At 66.7% G+C, this 21728-nt stretch carries 17 protein-coding genes; 15 read left to right on the top strand and 2 right to left on the bottom strand.

From position 1 onward, the window contains the following. Positions 1 to 71 precede the first annotated feature (71 nt). Positions 72 to 359: a hypothetical protein gene (locus QRN34_RS09535; protein ID WP_285404031.1), complete on the top strand. Its 288-nt coding sequence runs from the start codon at positions 72 to 74 to the stop codon at positions 357 to 359. Between the two features lie 184 nt (positions 360 to 543). Here QRN34_RS09535 and QRN34_RS09530 read toward each other — a convergent pair whose 3' ends face one another. Together QRN34_RS09530 and gshB are read right to left on the bottom strand one after the other, a co-directional pair. Beyond that, a complete protein-coding gene (locus tag QRN34_RS09530) occupies positions 544 to 1404 on the bottom strand; it encodes an energy transducer TonB (protein ID WP_285404030.1) in 861 nt (286 codons plus the stop codon). Continuing rightward, positions 1401 to 2345, bottom strand: a complete 945-nt coding sequence (gene gshB / locus QRN34_RS09525) for a glutathione synthase (protein WP_285404029.1) — start codon at positions 2343 to 2345, stop codon at positions 1401 to 1403. Before gshB ends, QRN34_RS09530 begins: the two co-directional genes overlap by 4 nt. 255 nt (positions 2346 to 2600) lie before the next feature. On the opposite strand from gshB, the gene pilG reads away from it, so the two are divergent. The 14 genes from pilG to QRN34_RS09455 all read left to right on the top strand — a co-directional run bounded on the left by pilG (position 2601) and on the right by QRN34_RS09455 (position 21727). Then, positions 2601 to 3002 (top strand): twitching motility response regulator PilG, encoded by a 402-nt coding sequence (gene pilG, locus QRN34_RS09520; protein WP_036136912.1) that lies wholly within the window; start codon positions 2601 to 2603, stop codon positions 3000 to 3002. A gap of 36 nt (positions 3003 to 3038) precedes the next feature. After that, positions 3039 to 3413, top strand: a complete 375-nt coding sequence (locus tag QRN34_RS09515) for a response regulator (RefSeq protein WP_036136911.1) — start codon at positions 3039 to 3041, stop codon at positions 3411 to 3413. A 7-nt stretch (positions 3414 to 3420) separates the two neighbouring features. Next, on the top strand, positions 3421 to 3966 hold the full coding sequence (locus QRN34_RS09510; RefSeq protein ID WP_285404028.1) for a chemotaxis protein CheW: 546 nt from the start codon (positions 3421 to 3423) through the stop codon (positions 3964 to 3966). 172 nt (positions 3967 to 4138) lie between these two features. Further along, positions 4139 to 6172, top strand: a complete 2034-nt coding sequence (locus tag QRN34_RS09505; protein ID WP_285404027.1) for a methyl-accepting chemotaxis protein — start codon at positions 4139 to 4141, stop codon at positions 6170 to 6172. A gap of 4 nt (positions 6173 to 6176) precedes the next feature. Next, positions 6177 to 12320 (top strand): Hpt domain-containing protein, encoded by a 6144-nt coding sequence (locus tag QRN34_RS09500; RefSeq protein ID WP_285404026.1) that lies wholly within the window; start codon positions 6177 to 6179, stop codon positions 12318 to 12320. Beyond that, a complete protein-coding gene (locus QRN34_RS09495) occupies positions 12313 to 14022 on the top strand; it encodes a chemotaxis protein CheB (RefSeq protein WP_285404025.1) in 1710 nt (569 codons plus the stop codon). The genes QRN34_RS09500 and QRN34_RS09495 overlap by 8 nt, the downstream gene beginning before the upstream one ends. Further along, a complete protein-coding gene (locus QRN34_RS09490) occupies positions 14019 to 14510 on the top strand; it encodes a chemotaxis protein CheW (RefSeq protein ID WP_285404024.1) in 492 nt (163 codons plus the stop codon). The genes QRN34_RS09495 and QRN34_RS09490 overlap by 4 nt, the downstream gene beginning before the upstream one ends. Before the next feature lie 138 nt (positions 14511 to 14648). Further along, positions 14649 to 14786 (top strand): hemin uptake protein HemP, encoded by a 138-nt coding sequence (locus QRN34_RS09485; RefSeq protein ID WP_285404043.1) that lies wholly within the window; start codon positions 14649 to 14651, stop codon positions 14784 to 14786. 202 nt (positions 14787 to 14988) lie between these two features. Beyond that, positions 14989 to 15552: a hypothetical protein gene (locus QRN34_RS09480; RefSeq protein WP_285404023.1), complete on the top strand. Its 564-nt coding sequence runs from the start codon at positions 14989 to 14991 to the stop codon at positions 15550 to 15552. Positions 15553 to 15829: 277 nt separating this feature from the next. Continuing rightward, the gene (locus QRN34_RS09475) at positions 15830 to 17101 is read left to right on the top strand and encodes an efflux RND transporter periplasmic adaptor subunit (RefSeq protein WP_285404022.1); all 1272 of its coding nucleotides are present in this window, start codon (positions 15830 to 15832) and stop codon (positions 17099 to 17101) included. A 34-nt stretch (positions 17102 to 17135) separates the two neighbouring features. Continuing rightward, positions 17136 to 17846, top strand: a complete 711-nt coding sequence (locus QRN34_RS09470; RefSeq protein ID WP_036143280.1) for an ABC transporter ATP-binding protein — start codon at positions 17136 to 17138, stop codon at positions 17844 to 17846. 31 nt (positions 17847 to 17877) lie between these two features. Continuing rightward, positions 17878 to 19185: an ABC transporter permease gene (locus QRN34_RS09465; RefSeq protein ID WP_285404021.1), complete on the top strand. Its 1308-nt coding sequence runs from the start codon at positions 17878 to 17880 to the stop codon at positions 19183 to 19185. Positions 19186 to 19195: 10 nt separating this feature from the next. Further along, on the top strand, positions 19196 to 20410 hold the full coding sequence (locus tag QRN34_RS09460; RefSeq protein WP_285404020.1) for an FtsX-like permease family protein: 1215 nt from the start codon (positions 19196 to 19198) through the stop codon (positions 20408 to 20410). Between the two features lie 15 nt (positions 20411 to 20425). Further along, positions 20426 to 21727: an ABC transporter permease gene (locus QRN34_RS09455; RefSeq protein ID WP_285404019.1), complete on the top strand. Its 1302-nt coding sequence runs from the start codon at positions 20426 to 20428 to the stop codon at positions 21725 to 21727. The last annotated feature ends 1 nt before the right edge of the window (position 21728 follow it).

The raw sequence follows: 21728 nt of genomic DNA, 5'->3' as shown, positions 1-21728 counted from the left end.
GCTACGGTGCAGGCCTGCCCCGTGTAGGTCGTTTCCTGAGGAACATCATGTTTGCCAAAGGTTTTACGTTCGTGTCCGGTATGCTCCTGGTCGCCATCGCGCAGGCATCGACGCCGTCTGCGTGGAAGGATCATGACCGACAGCTGACGCAGGCGTGCATCGCGGCCAGCGGCCTGAAGGATGCAAGACCGGTCGGTGGGCCGATCGCCTACGACGACCGCGTGCCCGTGACGGCGCTGGTGCTGGCCGGTCGCTACCCGCAGAAACACATGAACAACCGCCCCGGTCGCGAGCTGTGCGTATGGGACCGAAAAGCCGGCAAGGCCTACGTCAGCGAAGCCGACCAGCTGCTGCCGTAGGAGCGCGCGATGCGCGCGAAAGGTAGTCGGGACGTCCGGGCCAGGATGTAGGAGCGCGCGATGCGCGCGACATGTGTTGAGGCCGTGTGTCGGGCCTGGCGCGCAATGTCGGGGGATTGTCGCGAGAAGATGTCGCGCGCATCGCGCGCTCCTACATGCATGCTTGGTCGTGCTGCTGCCGGGGCTAGTAATTCCTCAGCACGTTGCCCGGAAGGAACTGCCAGGTGCGGGTGATGTAGAGCTCGTCCACCTTCGTCTTGTCCGCGGGCAGGGCGGGGAAGGGGGCCGCGAGGCGGACGATGCGCATGGCGGCATCGTCCAGCAGCGTGTGCCCTGAGCTCTTGATCACGTCCATGCTCTTGATCGAGCCGTCGCGGTTGAGGCCCACGGTGAGCACCAGCTCGCCGTACAGCCCTTGGCGGCGGGCCTCGTCGGGGTAGTTGAGGTTGCCCACGCGCTCCACGCGGCCGACCCAGCCTTTCATATAGGCGGCGTAGACGTACTCGCGCGTGTTGGAGGAAATGAATTTCTTCTTGGGCCGCTTGGCATAGGCCTGCGACTGCTCGCGGACCTCGGCGGACAGCCGGGCCATTTCCAGCTTGCGCTGCACGTCCTCGTCGGACACCGGCAGGGGGCTGGGCGCGTGTTCGCTCTGCTGCCGGCTCGTGTCGACGGCGAAGGCCGTTTCGCCGGAGGTGGTCAACAGCGGCGCAGGCGTACGATCCTGCGGCGCCGGTGCCTGGGCATCCTTCGGCTCGGGGGTGACGCCGCGGTTCGGCGTCGGCAACGGGCCGGAGACGGGCTCGGAGGGCCGGGCCGCCTTGTCCTTGTCGCCGCCACCCGCGTTGTTGGCCTGGGCCAGGAAGTCGGCCTTGTCCGGCGGTTCCTGGTTGGCCACGTCCACGAGGGTGACATCCAGCGTGGCCACGCTGGGCTTCGGCTTCTCCGCGTCGAAGGTGACGCCGAGGATGACCACCCCATGCAGCAGCAGGGAAAACAGCAGGGTGGCCCCGATCAGGTCGGTGCCGGTGGTGCGGGTCGTCATCGGGCCTCGATGGCGTCGAACATCAGCCCGGCGATGTTGAGCCCGAACTGGGCGTCCAGTTCGCGGATACAGGTAGGCGAGGTGACGTTGATCTCGGTCAGGTACGAGCCGATGACGTCCAGGCCGACGAAGCGCAGGCCACGGCGACGCAGTTCGGGGGCTACCTGGGCGGCGATCCAGCGGTCGCGCTCGGAGAGCGGCACGCCCTCGCCCCGGCCGCCGGCAGCCAGGTTGCCGCGAAATTCGTCGCCCTGGGGGATGCGGGCCAGTGCATAGGGCACGGGCTCGCCGTCGATCAGCAGGATGCGCTTGTCGCCGGCGGTGATCTCGGGGATGTATTTCTGGGCGATCACGAAGTCGTGCCCGCCCTCGCCGAGCAGCGTCTCCAGCATGGAATTGAGGTTGCTGTCGCCCGCGCGCACGCGGAAGATGCCGCGACCGCCCATGCCGTCCAGCGGCTTGAGTACCGCCTCGCCATGCGTGGCCACGAAGGCCTTCAGGTCGCCTCGGTCGCGCGAGACCAGCGTGGGCGCGATGCACTGGGGGAAATCCAGGGCGAACAGTTTCTCGTTGCAATCGCGCAGGCTGCGCGGGTCGTTGACCACCTGGGTGCCCGCCCGCTGGGCGCGCTCCAGCACCATGGTGTCGTAGACGAACTGGGCATCGACCGGCGGATCCTTGCGGGCCAGCACGATATCGATCTCGCCGAGCGGCCGCCAGGCGGCGTCACCGAGGGTGAACCAGTCGGCCGGGTCGTCCTTCACGGACAGCGGGCGCAGGCGGGCCCAGGCCGCGCCGTCGCGCAGCGCCAGGTCGCCCTGTTCCATATAAAAAAGGGCATGGCCACGGCGCGAGGCCTCCAGCAGCATGGCGAACGTGGAATCCTTGGCGATCTTGATGGCGCGGATCGGGTCCATGAGGACGGCGACGGTGAGCGACATGGGGTGTCCGGCGAGCAGGAAAGGTGCCAAGTCTAGTGGAGCGCCGGGCAGGATTTCACCGGCCGCCGGTCTTTTAAGAACAATTCATCTTGACGGAATCCGTGCCAACCATTAAACAGCGATCGGGAGGAACGCCAGAAGAGCGTGCCGCCGGGGCTCCAGGTCCCGTACGACGACCCAGTGCACGGAATACGCCCGGAAGAGGGGCTATCCTGCTCCGGGATTTGCGGTTTTTTTGCGTGGCACGGGGGCGCAGTGAACGAAAACGGACGTGGTACCGACCTGACCGGTTTGCGGGTCATGGTCATCGACGATTCCAAAACCATCCGGCGCACGGCGGAAACGCTGTTGAAGAAGGAAGGCTGCGACGTACTCACCGCCGTCGACGGCTTCGAGGCGCTGGCGAAGATCTCCGACCAGAAGCCCAACATTATTTTCGTCGACATCATGATGCCGCGCCTGGACGGCTACCAGACCTGCGCCCTGATCAAGAACAACGCCCAGTTCCGGGGTACGCCGGTGGTCATGCTCTCCTCCAAGGACGGTCTGTTCGACAAGGCGCGCGGCCGCATCGTGGGCGCCGACCAGTACCTCACCAAGCCTTTCACCCGCGACGAGCTGCTCGGCGCGATTCACCGTTATGCGACGGCGAGCTGACCCAACCGGCTCGCTCGACGACGTCCAGGGGGACGCGTGGCAAATATCCTGATCATCGACGACTCGCCCACCGACGTCCGCGTGTTCACCACGCTGCTCGAGAAGGCGGGTTTTTCCGTTTCCAGCGTTGAAAACGCCGAGGCCGGCATAGAGCGCATCCGCGCGAACAAGCCCGACCTGGTCATCATGGACGTCATCATGCCCGGCATGAACGGCTTCCAGGCGACGCGAACGCTGAGCCGCGACCCGACCACGGCGGACGTTCCCGTGGTGATGATCACCACCAAGTCGATGGAAACCGACCGGGTATGGGGTCTGCGCCAGGGTGCGAAAGCCTTCATCACCAAGCCGGTGAACGAGAAGGAGCTGCTCTCGACCATCGCCGGCCTGCTCCCCGGCACGACACACTGAGGTCGCCATGAGCGAGAACGCCGCCACCTCACCCTTCGAGCTGCTCGCCTTCTACGAACGTGCCTGTCTGGCGCACACGGCCGACGCGCCCGAGCGGGTCGAATCGCTCGGCCGGTGGCGTGGTATCGGTTTCCGGGTGGGGCGTCGCGCGTTCGTCAGCGGCATCGAGGAAATCAACGAACTGCTGGCCGTGCCGGCACTGACCCACGTGCCGGGGACGCAACCCTGGCTGATGGGCGTGGCCAACGTGCGCGGCAACCTGGTACCCGCGATCGACCTGGGCCGGTTCCTGTTCGACGAGCGCACGCCCTCGTCGGAGCGTACGCGCCTGCTGCTGGTCCGCCAGCACGGCGGCACGGTGGGACTGCTGGTGGACGAGGTGTTCGGCCAGCGGACGATGGACGAGGCTCAGCGAGGCGCCGGCGAGGACGAGCGCGATCCGCGCGTGGCGCGCTTCGTGGCGGAGAACGTCACGCTGGGCGAGCAGTCCTTCGGGCTGTTCAGCATGAGCCGGCTGGTACGGGCACCGGATTTTCGGCAGGCGGCGCTGTAAGGCGTCTTTCGGGGGACGGGACGGCGGCATCGCCGGCCCGCTACAGGATGGGCGCGACGCGGTTCGACCGCGCGCGCGTGGGGAACGGAGGGGCGGTCGTATCGACCGCTTCGTCTTGCCGGCAGCCTCGAGGCGCCGGCGGCTAGCTTTGCCAGGTTTGGGTGAGGTAGATATGAGCACGACAGCAGGCGGCGCAGGCCGGGAACGTGGCTACACGATCGTCATCGTGTTTCTTCTCCTGGCGATCGGATTGGCGTCGGTCGACTTCTGGTGGTTGAACACCAAGAACGGCGAGGACCGGGAAGCCATCGCCCTGACCACGCAGGTACAGGTGCTCTCGCAGCAGACCGCGAAATACGCCCTGGAGGCGTCCGACGGCAACCGCGACTCGTTCCGTGAGTTGTCGGCTACCCGCAACACCATCGACTCGGCGGTGCAGCGCCTGGTGAAGGGCGACTACAAGAGCGGCATGCCAGCCTATGCGGACAACGGCGGCTCGCAGGCCGGCCGCTCGGTGGCCGCCCTGGCCAACGCATGGCACCAGCTGGACGCGGATATCGGCAAGATCCTCTCCAACAAGGACCTCGTGCTGTCCTCGGGCGAGCGGGCCGACCTCTTCGCCAAGCAGATGCCGCTGCTCAATGCGCGCACCGACGAAGTGCTGAACATCGTCCAGCAGAAGAACGCCTCGGTCGAGCAGACCTTCACCATCGCACGCTGGATGCTGATGGCCGACCGCATGATTCGCCGCGTGCAGGAGATCCTGCAGGGTGGCGACGGCGCCCAGTCCGCCGCCGACGGCCTGTCGCGCGACGCGCAGCTTTATGGTGCGGTGCTGAAGGGGCTGATCGACGGCAACGCCGAAGGCGGTGTCCGTGCAATGACCGACGCCAACGCGCGGAAGATCCTCGAAGGCATGCAGACCTCCTGGAGCGACCTGGTCGACCCGGTGAACCAGCTGGTGGCCGCGTCGCCCAACCTTCAGGACGTCAAGCGCGCAGGCAACCAGGCCTCGCTGGATTCGCAGACGGTGCTGCTGCGCGCCAACGAGTCCGCCGACCATATCGCCAGGCTGCCGCTGAACCGGTTGTTCCCGAACGTCTGGTGGGGCCTGCTCGGCGCGATCGGCGCGGTGCTGTTCGCCCTGCTGCTGGTGTACAACCTGGTGCGCGACCAGCGGCGTCGCCTGGAGAGCACGTCCGAACTGAACCAGCGTAACCAGACCGCCATCATGCGGTTGCTGGACGAGATGGGCACGCTCGCCGAGGGCGACCTGACCATCAAGGCCACGGTCACCGAAGACATCACCGGCGCCATCGCGGACGCCATGAACTCCGCGGTCGACGAGATGCGCAACCTCGTCACCACCATCAACGAGACCGCTGTACGGGTGTCGGCGGCGGCGCAGGAAACCCAGGCCACCGCCATGCACCTGGCCGACGCGGCGGAGCAGCAGGCGCAGCAGATCACCTCGGCCACCTCGGCGATCAACCAGATCGCCACCTCGATGGATACCGTGTCGAAAGATTCGGCGGAGTCGGCCGACGTGGCCCAGCGCTCGGTGCAGATCGCCTCGCGCGGCGCGGAAGTGGTGCGCGAAACCATCCAGGGCATGGATTCGATCCGTGACCAGATCCAGGAAACCTCCAAGCGCATCAAGCGCCTGGGTGAATCCTCGCAGGAGATCGGCTCCATCGTCGAACTGATCAACGACATCGCCGAACAGACCAACATCCTCGCCTTGAACGCCGCGATCCAGGCGGCCTCGGCCGGTGAGGCGGGACGCGGTTTCGCGGTGGTCGCGGACGAAGTGCAGCGTCTCGCCGAACGCTCGGCGAGCGCGACCAAGCGCATCGAGACCCTGGTCCAGACCATTCAGTCCGATACCAACGAGGCGGTCAGCTCCATGGAGCAGACCACCGCCGAGGTGGTGGCCGGTGCGCGACTGGCCGAGGACGCGGGTACCGCCCTGGGCGACATCGAGCGCGTGTCGAACGACCTTTCGGCGCTGATCCAGAACATCTCTGCCGCGGCACGCCAGCAGTCGGCGGCGGCGACGGACACCTCGGCCACCATGAACGTCATCCAGGAGATCACCTCGCAAACGTCGCTGGGCGCCAGCCAGACGGCCGAATCCATCGGCAACCTGGCCCAGCTCGCGAACGACCTGCGACTGTCCGTCGCGAACTTCAAGCTGCCGGGCTGATGCAGTGAGACTCCAAGACCATACCGATTTCACGACGCTGCACTGGGTCAAGGCTGAGCTGGACGACGCCCTGTCCAAGGCACGCCAGGCCCTCGAGTCCTACGTCGACAACTCGCGCGACGCCTATGTCATGCACACCTGCGCCGCGGACCTGCACCAGGTGCACGGCACGCTGCGCATGGTGGAGCTGTACGGCGCGGCGATGGTCGTCGGCGAGATGGAACAACTGGTCGCCGCGCTGATCGACGACCGCGTGGCCCATCGCGACGAGGCCTATGCCGTGCTGATGCGCGGCATGATGCAGATGCCCGACTACCTCGAGCGCCTGCAGAGCGGTCATCGCGATGTGCCCATCGTATTGCTGCCGCTGCTGAACGACCTGCGCGCCAGCCGCGGCGAGCAGTCGCTGCACGAGTCCGCGCTGTTCACGCCCAACCTCGACACCGTGCTACCCACCACCGCACCCGGCGCGGGCGATCCCGCGACGGCCGAAGCCGCGCGTGGCGAGCTGGCTGACCTGCGCGCGCGTTTCCAGCAGCAGCTGCTGGCCTGGTTCCGCGGGCAGGGCAACGAGCGCCAGCTGCTGGGCATGCGCGCGACGCTGGACAGCATCGCCGCGCGTTGCTACACCCTCGCCGGCCGTCGGCTGTGGTGGATCGCCGCCGGCGTGCTGGAGGGCCTGGAGCGCGGCGTGTTGCGCGCCCACGAAAAGGACGTGCGCCAGCTGATCGGCCGTGTCGACCGCTCCATCCGCGAGCTGGTCGATGGCGGCGAGGAGGCCCTGCTCCGGAGCGATGCCGACGACCTTGCACGCAAGCTTCTTTACTACGTGGCGCAGGCGCGACCGGGCAGCGAGCGCCTGGATGAACTGCGCCAGACCTACCGGCTGGACGGCCTGCTGCCGCGCGAGGCCGAAGTCGAGCATGCGCGCGGCTCCATGTCGGGGCACAACCGTGCGCTGCTGGATACGGTGTCCGCCGCCATCAAGGACGACCTGCTGCGGGTAAAGGAATCGCTGGACCTCTTCCTGCGTCGTCCGGACGGCGACCCCGCCCAGCTCGGACAGCAGGCCGACGTGCTCGACCGCGTGGGCGACACGCTGGGCATGCTGGCGCTGGGCGTGCCGCGTCGCGTGGTCGGGGAGCAACGGCGCATCCTGGGCGAGATCGCCACGGGTGTACGCGAACCCGACGAGGAGTCCCTGCTCGACGTGGCCGGCGCGCTGCTCTATGTCGAGGCGTCGCTGGACGACCACATCGAACGCCTCGGCGCCGAGGGCGACGAGCAGGCGGTAGCCGAGCTCGGGCCGTCGCCGCTGCCGCGCAGCGAAGCGCGCCACATCCTGGCTACGCTGATGCGCGAGGCCACCGGCAACACCTCGAAGGTCAAGGACGCGATCGTCGCCTTCGTCGAATCGTCGTGGGATCACGAGCAACTGGCCGGCACGCCGGAACTCATGGCGGAGATCGGCGGGGCCATGCGCATGCTGGGCGCGTTGCGCCCCGCGGAACTGGCCGATGGCGTCGGCCTGTTCATCCACCGCGAACTGCTGGTCGATCGTCGCGTGCCCGACGGTGCGCAGATGGACCGGCTGGCCGATGCGCTGGCGGCGCTGGAGTATTACCTCGAAGCGGCGCGCGAGCATCGCGGCGGGCTGGAACATATCCTGGACGTGACCCAGCAGAGCCTTGCCGAGCTCGGCTACTGGCCGTTGCCCGTGCACGCCTCGCACGAGCCGGAAGCCATGGGCGAGGACGCCCTGGAGGCCATCGACACCGCCGCGATCGAGCACATCGCCGTGCCGGCTACGAGCGCGGACGAGGGCGAAACGGTATCGACCTTCGCGGAATCGTTCGACCTGGTCGACGAGCCGCCCACCGAGGCGGAGATCGCCGCGCATGCCGCCGCGGCTGAAACGTCTGCCGCTGCGGAGCCCGAACCCGAACGCGTCCCCGTGCCTGTGGGCACCGACGACGACTGGGTCGAGATCGAGGAAGAGATCGAGCAGGAAGTGGGTGGCACGGGCCATGCGGAGTTCGCCGGCTTCCAGATCACCGTCGATGGCATCGACGACGAGATCCGCGAGATCTTCCTGGAGGAAACCCAGGAAGAGATCGACAACCTGCGCGCGGCGCAGGGTGCGTGGCTGGCGGATACGGCGCGCAGCGAGGCGCTGGTGCCGATTCGCCGGTCGTTCCATACCCTGAAGGGCTCCGGCCGCCTGGTCGGCGCGCGCCTGCTGGGCGAATTCGCCTGGAAGGTCGAGAACCTGCTCAACCGCGTGCTCGACAAGACGATCGAGCCGCACGAGGGTGTGCAGGCGCTGATCCGCCACGCGGTGGATGCGCTGCCGCAGCTGAAGGCCGCCCTGGAAGGCGAAAGCACGCCGGGCGCGCCGATCGCTGCGATCATGGAGACGGCCGATCGCCTCGGCATGGGCGACATGGCCTTCGTCGAGGACGTGGCGAGGAACGCCGTGCAGACGGTACGCACCAAGGTGAAACGCCGGGTGCCGCGCGACGCCATCGCCGACGTGCCCACCGCCGCGTTCGCCGCCTACGGCCAGGCGCCCACCGACGTGGCCGAGCCGGCACCTGCCGAGTCCGCCTATGTCGTGCCGCCGCTGCCGCCGGTGGACGCGGTGCTGCTGGACATCCTGCGAACCGAAGTGGCGCAGTACCTCACCGTCATCCGCAGCAACCTCGCGCGTGCCGGCGACGGTGAGCTGCCGGTGGACGATGCGCTGCTGCGCGCGGTGCACACGCTGCATGGCGCCATCGGCATGGTCGACATCCCGGTGCTGATCCAGGTGCTGGCACCGCTGGAGGGCCTCATCAAACGTGTGCGTGCCAGCGGCCATCCGCTCAGCGTGGAAGGCGTGGATGCCCTGACCGACACGGCCGACCTGGTCGATCACGTCATGCACCAGTTCGACGCGCCCGATCCGCACGTGCCGGATGTCACCGCGCTCGCGGCGCACATCGTCGCACTGCGTGACGAGCAGCCCGAAGCCACCGTAGCCCATATCCTGTACGAGCCAGACTATGGGCAGCCGCTCGACGAGGCCGAGGAGGCCGCCGAACACGCAAGCGAACCGACGGATCGGGAGGCCGATCTGGAAGCCATGCTTGCGGGTGAACTGGCGGACCTCGAGGCCACGGCGGCTTCGCACCGCGATGGCGAAGCAGACCCGGCCGACGCCCCGTCCGACGAGCTGCCGCCTGTCGAGTTGGAACCCCTGCAACCGGTAGACACCACCGACTCCCTCACGGCCGAACTGCTTGCGTCGATCGAGCGTTTCGAGATCGACAAGCCGGAGGGCGTGGTCGAACCGATCACGAAGTACGACGAGCAGGAGGCCGCCGCCTGGCGCTCGCTGACCGAAGGTTTCGATGCCACGGCCGACGCACCGGCTCGTGGCGAGCCTGCCGAAGTCCACGATCTGCCACAGCCGATGTCGCACGACGGCGATGTCCTGCATGTCGACGACGGTCTTGTCGAGGCGCGCTCCGACGAGCCCGACGCCGTAGCGGACGACGAGACCATCGACGAGACACCCTCGGACGAGGATGCTTACGATGCCGCTCTTTCGGCGAGCGAGGAAGAGCACATCGACGCTCCGGTCGTCGAAGCCGCCGTTCCCGTCACCGAGCCCGAGGTGCCGGTCGTCATCGAGGATCAGTCGCACGAGCCGCTCGCGGAGCCGGTGCATATACCGGTGGACGATCCGGCCCCGGCGCTGGTGCCCGAACTGTCGCCCTATGCGGACATCGATCCCGACCTGCTCGAGGTGTTCATCGAGGAGGGCAGGGAGATCCTCGACCATGCCGATGGTGCCCTGGCCGCGTGGCGCAACGAGCCGCATGTCGCCGAGCACGTGACGGCGTTGCAGCGCGACCTGCATACCCTCAAGGGCAGTGCGCGCATGGCGGGCCTGCCGCCCGTGGGCGACATGGCCCACGCCATGGAAGCGCTGCTCGATGCGGTGGCTTCCGGGCAGCGCGACAGCGACCGGGCGTCCATCGAAGCGATGGAAACCGGTTTCGATCGCCTGCACGGCATGATCCAGGGCATCGCGCAGCATCGCCCGATCTGGCTGGGCGATGCCGATATCGAACCGTTCGCGCGCCTGGCCGGTGCGCCGATCGCACCGGACACGCTCACGGCCGAGGCCTACCGCGAAGAGCGCGAAGCCGCCGAATACATTCCGGCCCCCGAACCCGTGCCGGAGCCCGACATCATCCCGGTGCTCGAGCGCGACCTTCCGGAGCTGCTGCCCGAGTTCGAGGAAGAAGAACTGCAACGCGCCTCGCAGGAGCAGATCCGCGTTCGCGCCGACATGCTCGATACGCTGGTGAACCATGCCGGCGAGGTGTCGATCTACCGTTCGCGCCTGGAGCAGCAGACGGCCAGCTTCCGTTCGACGCTGACCGAGCACGAGCAGACGGTCAGCCGCCTGCGCAGCCAGCTGCGCATGCTGGAGATCGAAACCGAGGCGCAGATCATCGCGCGCTATCACCAGGAGCATCCGGACACCGGTTCGGCCACCTTCGATCCGCTGGAACTCGATCGTTTCTCGCAGTTGCAGCAGTACTCGCGTGCGCTGGCGGAGTCAGTATCCGATTTGGTGTCGTTGCAAACGATCCTGGACGAACTGACCCGGCAGTCCGAAACCCTGCTGCTCCAGCAGCAGCGCGTGAATGCGGAACTGCAGGAGGGCCTCATGCAGACCCGCATGCTGCCGTTCGACGCCATGGTGCCCAACCTGCGCCGCACGCTGCGCCAGGCCGCCAACGATGTCGGCAAGCGGGCCCAGCTGGTGGTGGAGGGTGCCAACGGCGAAATGGACCGCAACATGCTCGACAGGATCAAGGCGCCTTTCGAGCACATGCTGCGCAATGCGGTGGCCCATGGCATCGAGGCACCCGAGCAGCGCGAGGCCATCGGCAAGAACCCCGAAGGCACCGTGCGCATCCAGGTGGCCCGTGAGGCCACCGAGGTGGTGGTGCGCTTGTCTGACGACGGTGCCGGTATGGATCGCGAGGCCATCCGGGCCAAGGCGATCGAGCGCGGGCTGTTGCGCCCGGATGCGCGCGTGTCCGACGACCAGATCCTGCAGCTGACGCAGGTGCCCGGGTTTTCCACCGCCGAGACGGTGACCCAGGTGGCCGGCCGTGGCGTCGGCATGGATGTGGTGGCCAACGAGATCAAGCAGCTCGGCGGCACGCTGGCGATCGAGTCGGACATGGGTAGCGGCACCACCTTCGTGATGCGCCTGCCGTTTACCCTGGCGGTGACCCAGGCACTGATCGTGCGCATCGGCGAAACCAGCTTCGCCATCCCGATGACCTCGGTCAACGGCGTGGCGCATGTCGAGCCCAACGAGCTCGCCCACCGCATGGCGGACGAGCAGCCGTCGTTCGATTACCTCGGCGAAGAGTTCGCCATCCACGACCTGCCGCAGCTGCTGGGCACGCACATCGTGGCCACGCCGGACGAAGGCGACATTCCGCTGCTGCTGGCACGCTCGGGCGACCTGCGCGCGGCCATCCGCGTGGATGCCGTGCTGGGCTCGCGCGAGATCGTGGTCAAGCCGGTCGGCCCGCAGGTCAGTTCGGTGCCGGGCATCCTGGGTGCGACCATCATGGGCGACGGCTCGGTGCTGATGATCCTCGACCTGGCGCCGCTGGTTCGCCACGGCGTGGCGCGTCGCGCCTTCGAGGCCGAAGCCGCCATGCCACAGGCGCCGCGCGCGCAGGACGAGGTGCGCGTGAAGCCGCTGGTGATGGTGGTGGACGATTCCATCACCATGCGCAAGGTCACCGGGCGCGTGCTCGAGCGCCACGGGTTCGAGATGATGACCGCCAAGGACGGGGTGGACGCACTGGAAAAACTCAACGAACGCGTGCCCGACCTGATGCTGCTGGATATCGAGATGCCGCGCATGGACGGCTACGAGCTGGCGACGCAGATGAAGGCGGACGGACGGCTGGCCGCGGTGCCGATCATCATGATTACCTCGCGCACCGGCGACAAGCACCGCCAGCGCGCGTTCGACATCGGTGTGGAGCGCTACATCGGCAAGCCGTACCAGGAAAACGATCTCATCGTGCAGATCAACGACGTCCTCGGGGTGCACCATGACTGACCATGCGCCAAGGGTCGCGTTGTTGTTCGACGATGCGGCCTTGTCGGGTTACCTGCGCGAGGCATTGGTCGAACACGGCGCGACGATCGTCTACGAATCGGACTTGCGCGCCTTCGCGCCCGCCGAACTCGTGGGCTCGTCGGCGGACGTGGTGGTGATCGACCTGGATGACCCGGGTGACGACGACCTGGACCGTCTCTACGACACCGTGGAAAGCGGTCACCCGCGCCTCGTATTCAACGATTCCGATGTCAGCCGCCATCTCGAAGGCTGGGCGCGGGCTCGTTGGGCACGCCACCTGGCGGCGAAGCTGGTGGGTTCCCCGCCGGCGGACCCGGCCCGTCCGGTCGATGCGCGTGCGCTAGCGCCGCGACTGGCGGCCATCACCGGCGTCGTCGCGCCCGCCGAGGAGGCGATCGACATGCCGCTGACCGACGATCTCGCGATCACCGGGGCGCACGGCTATGCCACTTCGCCGTTCGTGCCGAGTGCCGACGAGAGGGCCGTGTCGCTGGATAGGGTGCCCGATGTCGCGAGCGATGTGTCCGACCCGCTGGTGTTCTCCACGACCCTGTCGGCCACCGCGGATGACGAGGGTGTCGATCCGGCCGACCTCGCTGCCGAGCTGGAAGCCCTGCTGGCGGACACCGATGCATCGGCGATTACCACGGACGGCCTGGAGGACGTACCGTCGGCGCCACTCGAACTGACCGAACTGGCATCGCTCGACCTGTCCGGCTTCGAGGTCATCGACGACGCCCCGACGCCCACCGCGGTGCCGGAACGGGCATTCGACCTCAGCCAGTTCAGCCTGGCCGCCGATGCCCCGGACCTGTCGGGCGCAGCGCAGGCCGCCCCGCCCACGCTGGACATCGAACACCGCGCCACCGAATACGCGCCGCCACCGGCACCGTCGTGGGACCTGGTGGACCACGACACGATCACGGCCGATACCCCGGCACGTCCGGATGCATCCGAGTTTGGGATCGAGACGTTGACGGCTGCCGAGTACCTGGCCCAGGACGTCGTCGATGACGGCAGCCATGGCATCAGCCCGGGCATGTCGCTGGAACTGGTGTCGCTGGAAGAAGCGATTGCCCCGCGCACCGACGGTGCGTTCTCACACGAAATGTTCCTCGAAGGCAGCGCGCGTGCGGTGCGCCGCGTGGTCGTGCTGGCGGGCGGTGGCGACAGCGAGGCGTCGGTCGCGGCATTCCTTGCGGCGGTGCCCGCGCGCCTGCCCGCCGTTCTGCTCGTGGCCGTGCACCACGACGACACGCAGCACCTGGCGAGCCGGCTGGGCGACCTGGCCGTGGCGGGCCAGCAGTCGCATACCGCGCACGGTGAGCGGCTGGTGGTGCCGCGCGGCACGCGTGTACAGGTCCGTCGCGACGGTCGCGTCGTGGTAGGCGAAGACGACAGCGCGAGCCGCAGCGCAGGGCCGTCCGTGGACGATGTCCTCGCCACCGTGGCGGAGGGTTTCGGTGCCGATGCCCTTGCCATCGTGTTCGACGGTCGCGGCAGCGACGCCGTGGCTGGCGCCCAGGCGGTGTACGACGCCGGCGGTCGCGTGTGGATCGAAAGCGTGCCCATCGGCGACGAACGTGGCCACGCGGTGGCCGGCATCCGCGAGGAGCGTGTTGCCGCCTACGCAGGCGACGCGGCCGCGCTGGCGCAGAAACTGATCGAGGAATTCCCATGAGCGAGCCGTTACCGCGCGAAATCCGCTGCGTACTGATCCCCAGCGCGGGTGTGCGCCTGCTGCTGCCCAACGCCGCGGTGGCGGAAGTGATCACGTTGACGGGCGTGGAGCAGGTGCCCGATTCGCCGGCATGGTTGATCGGTCGTATCGCCTGGCGTGGCTGGCGCATTCCGCTGGTGCGCTTCGACCATGTGGCGGCGCTGCCCGATGACGCCCCGCCGCAGGCGGCCCGTGTGGCGGTGCTCAAGGCGCTGGGCAACACGCCCGAGTTGCCTTACATCGCCGTGCTGACCCACGGTTTTCCGCGCCTGACGACGCTCAACGCCGAGCTTCTCCTGCCGACCCACGACGGCCACGACCTGCCTTTCGGTGTCCGTGCGCGCGTGCTGGTGCGCGACGACACCGCCATCATTCCCGACCTGGAAGCCCTGGAACGGACGCTCGCGGCGATGCCGGACGAGGCACCGGACGACGCCGTCGAGGACTGACGACCCGTCAGGGAGGTTGACACGTAACTGAGAATCATTATCATCAACTCCGCACCCTCAACTGCGGAGTGGACCATGTTGCTGAGAACGCTTCCCCTGACCGACAACGGCGGCCGAGACAAGGTCGTTCCCCTGCGCATGACGACACCGGTCGCCACGCGCCGTATCGAAAGCAAGAACCTGCTCGACGGATCCCGCGAGCTCGTCATCGAGCACCAGGGCAGCGAATACCACCTGCGCCTGACCCGCAACGACAAACTCATCCTGACAAAGTAGGAGCGCACGATGTGCGCGACATGTGTTGAGGCCGAGCCTGTGTATCGGCGCACGATGTGCGCGACATGTGTTGAGGCCAAGGCTGCATGTCCTCGCACTATCGCTTAGACGCACGCCCTTCTCCCCGACGCCAAGCCACGCGGCACCTCCCCGGACCGCGCCAGCCAGGCCTCCGTTACTCGTCCCACCTCCCGGAGGCGACATGTTCGGCTGGCTCTCGTCCTTTGGCGTGCCCACGCGCGCCCGCAGTTCCTCGACCACACGCTGGCTGGCGCTGGCGCCACGGACCCTGTTCGAGGGATTCGGGCAACTTGGCGGCGTGCTCTATCTCGCGCCGCCGCTGACGAAATGTGTGCTTGGTACCCCGGCTGCCGACACCTGCCTCGTGGAATCGGCCGACCTCGCGCCGCTGCTGGTGACGCGTTGCGTGGGGCTGACCTGCGCCGTCACGGCGGAAGGTCCGCGTGAGTGGATCGACTGTGTGAGCGGGGAGGGCGACACCGTCGCCCGCATTTACCTGCTACCGGATACCGACTATCTCGCCTGGGATGGTCTGTTCGCGGACGCCGTACTGGTCGATGCACCGTTGCGTCGCGCGCCGGATAGGGAGTGGCTCCGCGCCTCGCGTGCCCGCGTGCTCACCTTCACCCGTCGCCGCATGGCCGGCTTCACGGTGCTTGGTGCACGTGACGCGCGCATCTCCACCCTCGGTCATGGCGTGGCACGCGATATCGCGCTGTCGGAATCGGTGGGCATCGCAGGCTGACGCCGCGTTGGCGCCGTTGCATCGGCGCCGACGAACATGGCGGGTTAAGCCATCTACGTTGCACTTGGCCGAAAAACACTCGGCGCGAGTCGCGGCACGCGCTTGGTCGTCGTAGGCGCCACCACGTCATGCGCGGACAGCGCTGCCTGTGTCCGGCACTGTCCGCGGACACGCTTTCGGTGGCTACATGGCGACCCAAGTACTTGATCGGACTAACGTCGGCGCCCTGGCATGGTCCTTGCTGAGCTACACGGTGAAATCAGCCAGGGAGATCGCCATGATTCGCGACACGTCCGCCACGGACCGCCTCGTCGAAGTACGCCCCAACCACCGCCGCAAGCTGCTGCTTATCGGCGGGGGCGCTGCTTTGCTGGCCATGCTTGTGCTGGCCGCACCGAAGGTGGCCTCGTTGTTTTCGGCTGATTCGTCGATCAGCGCCTCGCGCCTGTCCTTTGGCACGGTATCGCGCGGTCCCTTCGTGCGCGATATCGCCGCCGAGGGCAAGGTGGTCGCCGCCGTCAGCCCCACCCTCTACGCCGCCTCCGCAGGCGCGGTGGTGTTGAAGGTGCATGCGGGCGACGTGGTGACCAAGGACCAGGTGCTGGCGGTCATCACCAGCCCGGAACTGACCAGCAAGCTGGCGCAGGAAAAGTCGGCCGCCGATGCGATGCAGGTGGAGTTCCTGCGCGCGCAGATCGACGCGAAGAAGAAGCGATCCGAACTGCAGAAGGCTTTCGACAACGCGACCATCGACCAGACCGCCGCCGACCGCGACCTTAAACGCTACCAGACCGCCTTCGACAAAGGCGCCGTGCCCGTGGCCGACGTCGATAAGGCCAAATCGACCCTGGACAAGGCGGCGGTCACCACCAGACACGCGCAGTCCGATCTCGCCATGGACAACGACAGCCTGACCTTCGACGTGCAGTCCAAGGGGCTGGCGCACGATCGGCAACTGCTGATGGTCAAGGACCTGGAACGCCAGGTGGACGACCTCAACGTGAAGTCCCCGGTCGACGGCCAGGTGGGCCAGTTGTTCATCGCCGAGCGCGCCACGGTGGCCAAGGACGCCCAGCTGGTGAGCGTGATCGACCTGTCCGCGCTGGAAGTGGAGATGAAGGTGCCGGAAAGCTTCGCACGCGACCTGGCCATCGGCATGCCGGGCGAGATCACCGGCAACGGCAAGGTATGGAACGGCAAGGTCAGCGCCATCTCGCCGGAGGTGGTCAACGGCGAAGTGGCCGCACGCCTGCGCTTCGACGGCGATACGCCCAAGCAGCTGCGCCAGAGCCAGCGCATGTCCGTGCGTATCCTGCTGGACAAGCGCGACAACGTGCTCACCGTCGAGCGTGGCTCCTTCGTCGACGAGAGTGCCGGCCACTACGCCTACGTCGTCAACGATGGCATGGCCGATCGCCGCGACATCCGCGTCGGGGCCAGCAGCATCGACAAGGTCGAAATCCTGGACGGACTGAAGGAAGGTGACAAGATCGTCATCTCCGGTGCGGATGCCTTCGGCGCCGCCAAGCACATCGCCATCAGCCGCTGATCCGGCACCCACTTACCGAAACGAGGGACACGTCATGCTCAAGATGAATCATCTGGCCAAGGTCTACCGCACGGAAGTCGTCGAGACCTATGCGCTGCGCGACTTCAACATCGACGTAAAGCAGGGCGAGTTCGTCGCCGTCACGGGGCCGTCCGGCTCGGGCAAGACCACTTTCCTCACCATTGCCGGCCTGCTCGAAACCTTCACCGGTGGTGAGTACCACCTCGATGGCGTGGAAGTGAGCAAACTGGACGACAATGCGCGCTCGCGTATCCGTAACGAGAAGATCGGTTTCATCTTCCAGGCCTTCAACCTGATTCCCGACCTGAACGTGTTCGACAACGTGGAAGTGCCGCTGCGCTATCGCGGGATGAAGGCCGCCGAGCGCAAGCAGCGAATCATGGATGCCCTGGAACGCGTCGGCCTGGCCTCGCGTGCCAAGCATTACCCGGCAGAACTGTCCGGTGGTCAGCAGCAGCGCGTTGCCATCGCACGCGCCCTGGCCGGCTCGCCGCGATTGCTGCTGGCGGATGAGCCCACCGGCAACCTGGATACGCAGATGGCGCGCGGCGTGATGGAACTGCTGGAAGAAATCCATCGCGAAGGCGCCACCATCGTCATGGTCACCCACGATCCGGAGCTGGCCGCTCGCGCGCAGCGCAACGTCCACGTGATCGATGGGCAGGTGGTGGACCTGGCGGAAGAGCCGCGTTTCCACGCCCATTCCCACCTCGCCCAGCCCTGATCGTCACACGCTCCCCAGGGGGACACGCCTCATGTTCAGCTATTACCTGCAGCTAGGCCTGCGCAGCCTGCGCCGGAACCCGGTGCTCACCGCCCTGATGGTGATGGCCATCGGGTTCGGCGTGGCCGCCTCGATGACGACGTATTCGGTGTTCCGCGCCACGTCGCGTAACCCCATCCCGCAAAAATCCGACGTGCTTTACAACGTGCAGGTGGACAACTGGGGGCCGGAGAACACGAAGAAGGGCGAGCCGCCGCCGGCCCTGTCCTACATCGATGCCACGGCGCTGCTGCGAGCGCGCAAGGCCGAGCGGCAGACGGTCACCTATCCGATCAACGTGTCTGTGATCCCGGATGACGCATCCCGCCTGCCGGTGCACAAGGGCGCGTATGCCACCGGGGCCGACTTCTTTCCGATGTTCGACGTTCCCTTCCTTCAGGGGCAGGGGTGGACCCGCGACGATGACGATCGTCACGCGAGCGTGGCCGTCATATCGAAGTCACTGAACGATGCACTCTTCAGCGGTGGTAACAGCATCGGCAAACAGGTCAATGTCGACGGACACCTGTTCCGGATCACCGGTGTCATTCAGGACTGGGCGCCGCAGCCGCTGTTCTTCGACGTGCCCAACACCGGTGGTTTCGACGACGGCGCCTCGGTGTACGTGCCGTTCAACCGTGCGGTGGACCTGCGGCTGCCGAATGGGGGCAACAACAATTGTCCGGCGGACCCAGGCGAAGGGTGGGACAACTACCTGCGGTCCGAGTGTATCTGGCTTTCCCTATGGGCCGAGGTTCCGACGACCTCCGCCGCCGAGTCCTATCGGCAGTACCTGGCCGGTTACGCCGCCGAGCAGCAACGTGCAGGCCGCTTCCGCTGGGCACCCAACGTACGCTTGCGCAACGTCATGGACTGGTTGTCGGTGAACGAAGTCGTGCCGCAGGAGTCGCAGGTCTCGCTGGTGGTCTCACTCGGCTTCCTCGTGATCTGCCTGGTCAATACGGTGGGCCTGTTGCTGGCGAAGTTCATGCGCCGTGCGCCGGAGATCGGCGTCCGCCGGGCACTGGGAGCGTCGCGCCTGGACATCTATGCCCAGTTTCTGATCGAGGCGGGCACGATCGGCATCGTGGGTGGTTTGCTCGGCCTATTGCTGACGGGACTGGGTGTGCTGGGCATCGGGCTGGTCTTCCCCGAACACATCGCCCGGCTGGCCACGCTCGATCCCGTGCTGGTCCTGCTCACGCTGCTGGTATCGATCGTCGCCTCGGTCGTCGCCGCTTTCTATCCGACCTGGCGGGCCGCGCAAGTGCAGCCCGCCTGGCAGCTGAAGTCCAACTGAGGATCACGCCATGCAGATTCGTCCCATCCTCTCGGCACTGCGCAGGCACAAGGCCGGTACCATCCTCATCGCGCTCCAGATTGCCCTGACGCTGGCCATCGTGTGCAATGCCCTGTTCATCGTGAACGAGCGCATCCAGCGTGCCAACCGGCCAACGGGCATGAACGAGTCCAACCTCGTGGCGGTGCAGAACCTGTACGTGGGCGCGCCCACGACGTTCCTGCCGCTCATCGCGACGGATCTTCAGGCGATCCGGAACATGCCTGGCGTTGAGGGGGCGTACGCCACCAACGCGTTTCCGCTGCGCAGGGGCGGATGGTCGACCAAAGCACGCATCACGCCGGACAAGGCGAAGGAGGGGGCGCAGACCGCGCTGTATTTCGGTGACGAAAGCGCATTGAAGACGCTCGGCGTACAGCTCGTCGCCGGACGTAATTTCACCGCTTCGGAAATCGGTTCCTTCGGGCGAGACAAGGACCCGGCACCGTCGCAGGTGATCCTTACCAAGTCGCTCGCAGACAAGTTGTATCCAGCGGGTGACGCGCTGGGAAAGGTGGTGTTCTACCGGAACGGAACGCCGTCCACGATCATCGGCATCGTGGCGAAGCTGACGGTGCCCTGGGTCGACTCGGACTTCATGGACAACGTGAGCATCATGCCCTTGACCATGGATTCCGCGTCGCAGATCTTCGTGGTGCGTACGAAGCCGGGACAGCAGGATGCCGTGTTCAAAGGTATCGCCAAGCGGCTCTACGACACCAGCCGCATGCGTGTGCTTCCGGAGAAATACGGTGTGCGTACCTTCGAGACGGTCCGCGCGAACGCCTATGAGGCGGATCGTGGCATGGCGATCCTGATGAGCGTGGTGTGCGGCGTGCTGCTGGCGATCACGGCGGCGGGCATTGTCGGGCTGTCCAGTTTCTGGGTGGGTCAGCGGCGCAGGCAGATTGGCGTGCGGCGGGCATTGGGAGCACGGCGTAGGGATATCCTCAGTTATTTCATGACCGAGAACTTCCTGATCGCCCTGGTCGGTGTGATCGTTGGCACGGTACTGGCGGTCGGACTCAGCCAGTGGATGGTCAACCACTTCGAGATGAAACGACTGTCGTTTACCTATGTCCTGGTCGGCGTGGTCGCCTTGCTGGGCCTTGGCCAGGCCGCGGTGCTGGCGCCGGCCCTGCGCGCTTCACGGGTATCGCCCGTCGAAGCGACGCGCAGCGTCTGAATCGAAGGACGATCGATGTTCGCTTATTACCTGGAACTGGCGGTGCTCGGCCTGGCGCGGAGCAAGGCACTCACGGTGCTGATGGTCGTGGCCATCGCGTTGGGTATCGGCGCCAGCATGACCACACTGACGGTGTTGCATGTGATGTCGGGCGATCCGCTGCCGGGACGCAGCGGGTCGATCTACATGCCCCGGCTCGATCCTCGCGGCCTGGACCATGCCGAGAACAGGGATATGCCTATCCAGGTCAGTTGGACCGACGGCATGCAGATGCTGCGCGAGCATCGCGCCGACCGTCAGGCGCTGATGGTCGGCGGCACCGTGCCGGTGCAGCCCGATGATCCGGGCATGGACCCGTTCTTCGAAAAGGCGCGTTATACGACCGCGGATTTTTTTCCGATGTTCCAGCCGCGTTTTCGCTACGGTCACGCATGGTCGGCCGCGGATGACGAGTCGCGTGCCCGTGTCGTCGTGATCGGTTCGGAGCTGAACGACCGGTTGTTCGCTGGCGCCGACAGCGTGGGCCGTACGTTGCGTGCCAACGGCGCGGACCTGCGTATCATCGGCGTGCTCGAACCGTGGCATCCCGTGCCTCACTTCTATGACATCTACACCGGCAGCTATTCCGGCAGCGAAGCCGTTTTCGTCCCGCTCTCGACGTACCGTGCACTGGCGATGACCCGCGCCGGCGGCATCAGTTGCTGGGGCGAGGGATCGACGGCGGAGGCGGACATGGAACGTGCCTCGTGCACCTGGTTGCAGTACTGGGTGCAGATCGACAGCGTGGAAGGGGTGGCCGCTTATCGTCGGTATCTCGATGGCTATGCGCGCGAGCAGCAGCGATCGGGGCGCTTCGCTAGGCCCGTGCCTGCCCAGTTGACCGGCCTGATGGATTTCCTCGACGAGCAGAAGGTGGTGCCGAGCGACGTTCGGCTCCAGGTGTGGCTGGCGCTGGGCTTCTTCGTGGTCTGCCTGGTCAACACGGTAGGCCTGATGCTTGCCAGGTTCATGCGTCGCTCGGGTGAAGTCGGCGTGCGTCGCGCGCTTGGCGCATCGCGCGGCAGCGTGTTCGCCCAACTGCTGACCGAAGCCGGATTGATCGGGGTGGCGGGAGGGCTGGGCGGCCTGCTGCTCGCGGCCGCCGGGCTGGCGATGGTCCGGATGCAACCGCACGACTCCGCGCGGCTCGCGCACATGGATGCCCCGATGCTCGCCGCCACGCTGGTGCTGTCCGTGCTGGCCGCGCTTGTCGCCGGCCTGTTGCCCGCGTGGCGCGCATGCAGCGTAACGCCGGGCCTGCAACTGAAGAGCCAATGAT

Source organism: Luteibacter sp. ME-Dv--P-043b (assembly GCF_030209605.1).
Lineage (GTDB): Bacteria > Pseudomonadota > Gammaproteobacteria > Xanthomonadales > Rhodanobacteraceae > Luteibacter.
The sequence above is the reverse complement of the archived record's forward strand: the minus strand, read 5'-3'. Positions and strand labels throughout refer to the sequence as shown.

What these genes read in the sequence shown, in the direction of transcription:
- QRN34_RS09490 (WP_285404024.1), top strand. Translation starts at nt 14,019, where the DNA reads ATGAGCGAGCCGTTACCGCGCGAAATCCGCTGCGTACTGATCCCCAGC.
- QRN34_RS09510 (WP_285404028.1), top strand. Translation starts at nt 3,421, where the DNA reads ATGAGCGAGAACGCCGCCACCTCACCCTTCGAGCTGCTCGCCTTCTAC.
- gshB (WP_285404029.1), bottom strand. Translation starts at nt 2,345, where the DNA reads ATGTCGCTCACCGTCGCCGTCCTCATGGACCCGATCCGCGCCATCAAG.
- QRN34_RS09505 (WP_285404027.1), top strand. Translation starts at nt 4,139, where the DNA reads ATGAGCACGACAGCAGGCGGCGCAGGCCGGGAACGTGGCTACACGATC.
- QRN34_RS09455 (WP_285404019.1), top strand. Translation starts at nt 20,426, where the DNA reads ATGTTCGCTTATTACCTGGAACTGGCGGTGCTCGGCCTGGCGCGGAGC.
- QRN34_RS09530 (WP_285404030.1), bottom strand. Translation starts at nt 1,404, where the DNA reads ATGACGACCCGCACCACCGGCACCGACCTGATCGGGGCCACCCTGCTG.
- QRN34_RS09480 (WP_285404023.1), top strand. Translation starts at nt 14,989, where the DNA reads ATGTTCGGCTGGCTCTCGTCCTTTGGCGTGCCCACGCGCGCCCGCAGT.
- QRN34_RS09470 (WP_036143280.1), top strand. Translation starts at nt 17,136, where the DNA reads ATGCTCAAGATGAATCATCTGGCCAAGGTCTACCGCACGGAAGTCGTC.
- QRN34_RS09460 (WP_285404020.1), top strand. Translation starts at nt 19,196, where the DNA reads ATGCAGATTCGTCCCATCCTCTCGGCACTGCGCAGGCACAAGGCCGGT.
- QRN34_RS09485 (WP_285404043.1), top strand. Translation starts at nt 14,649, where the DNA reads ATGACGACACCGGTCGCCACGCGCCGTATCGAAAGCAAGAACCTGCTC.
- QRN34_RS09465 (WP_285404021.1), top strand. Translation starts at nt 17,878, where the DNA reads ATGTTCAGCTATTACCTGCAGCTAGGCCTGCGCAGCCTGCGCCGGAAC.
- QRN34_RS09495 (WP_285404025.1), top strand. Translation starts at nt 12,313, where the DNA reads ATGACTGACCATGCGCCAAGGGTCGCGTTGTTGTTCGACGATGCGGCC.
- QRN34_RS09475 (WP_285404022.1), top strand. Translation starts at nt 15,830, where the DNA reads ATGATTCGCGACACGTCCGCCACGGACCGCCTCGTCGAAGTACGCCCC.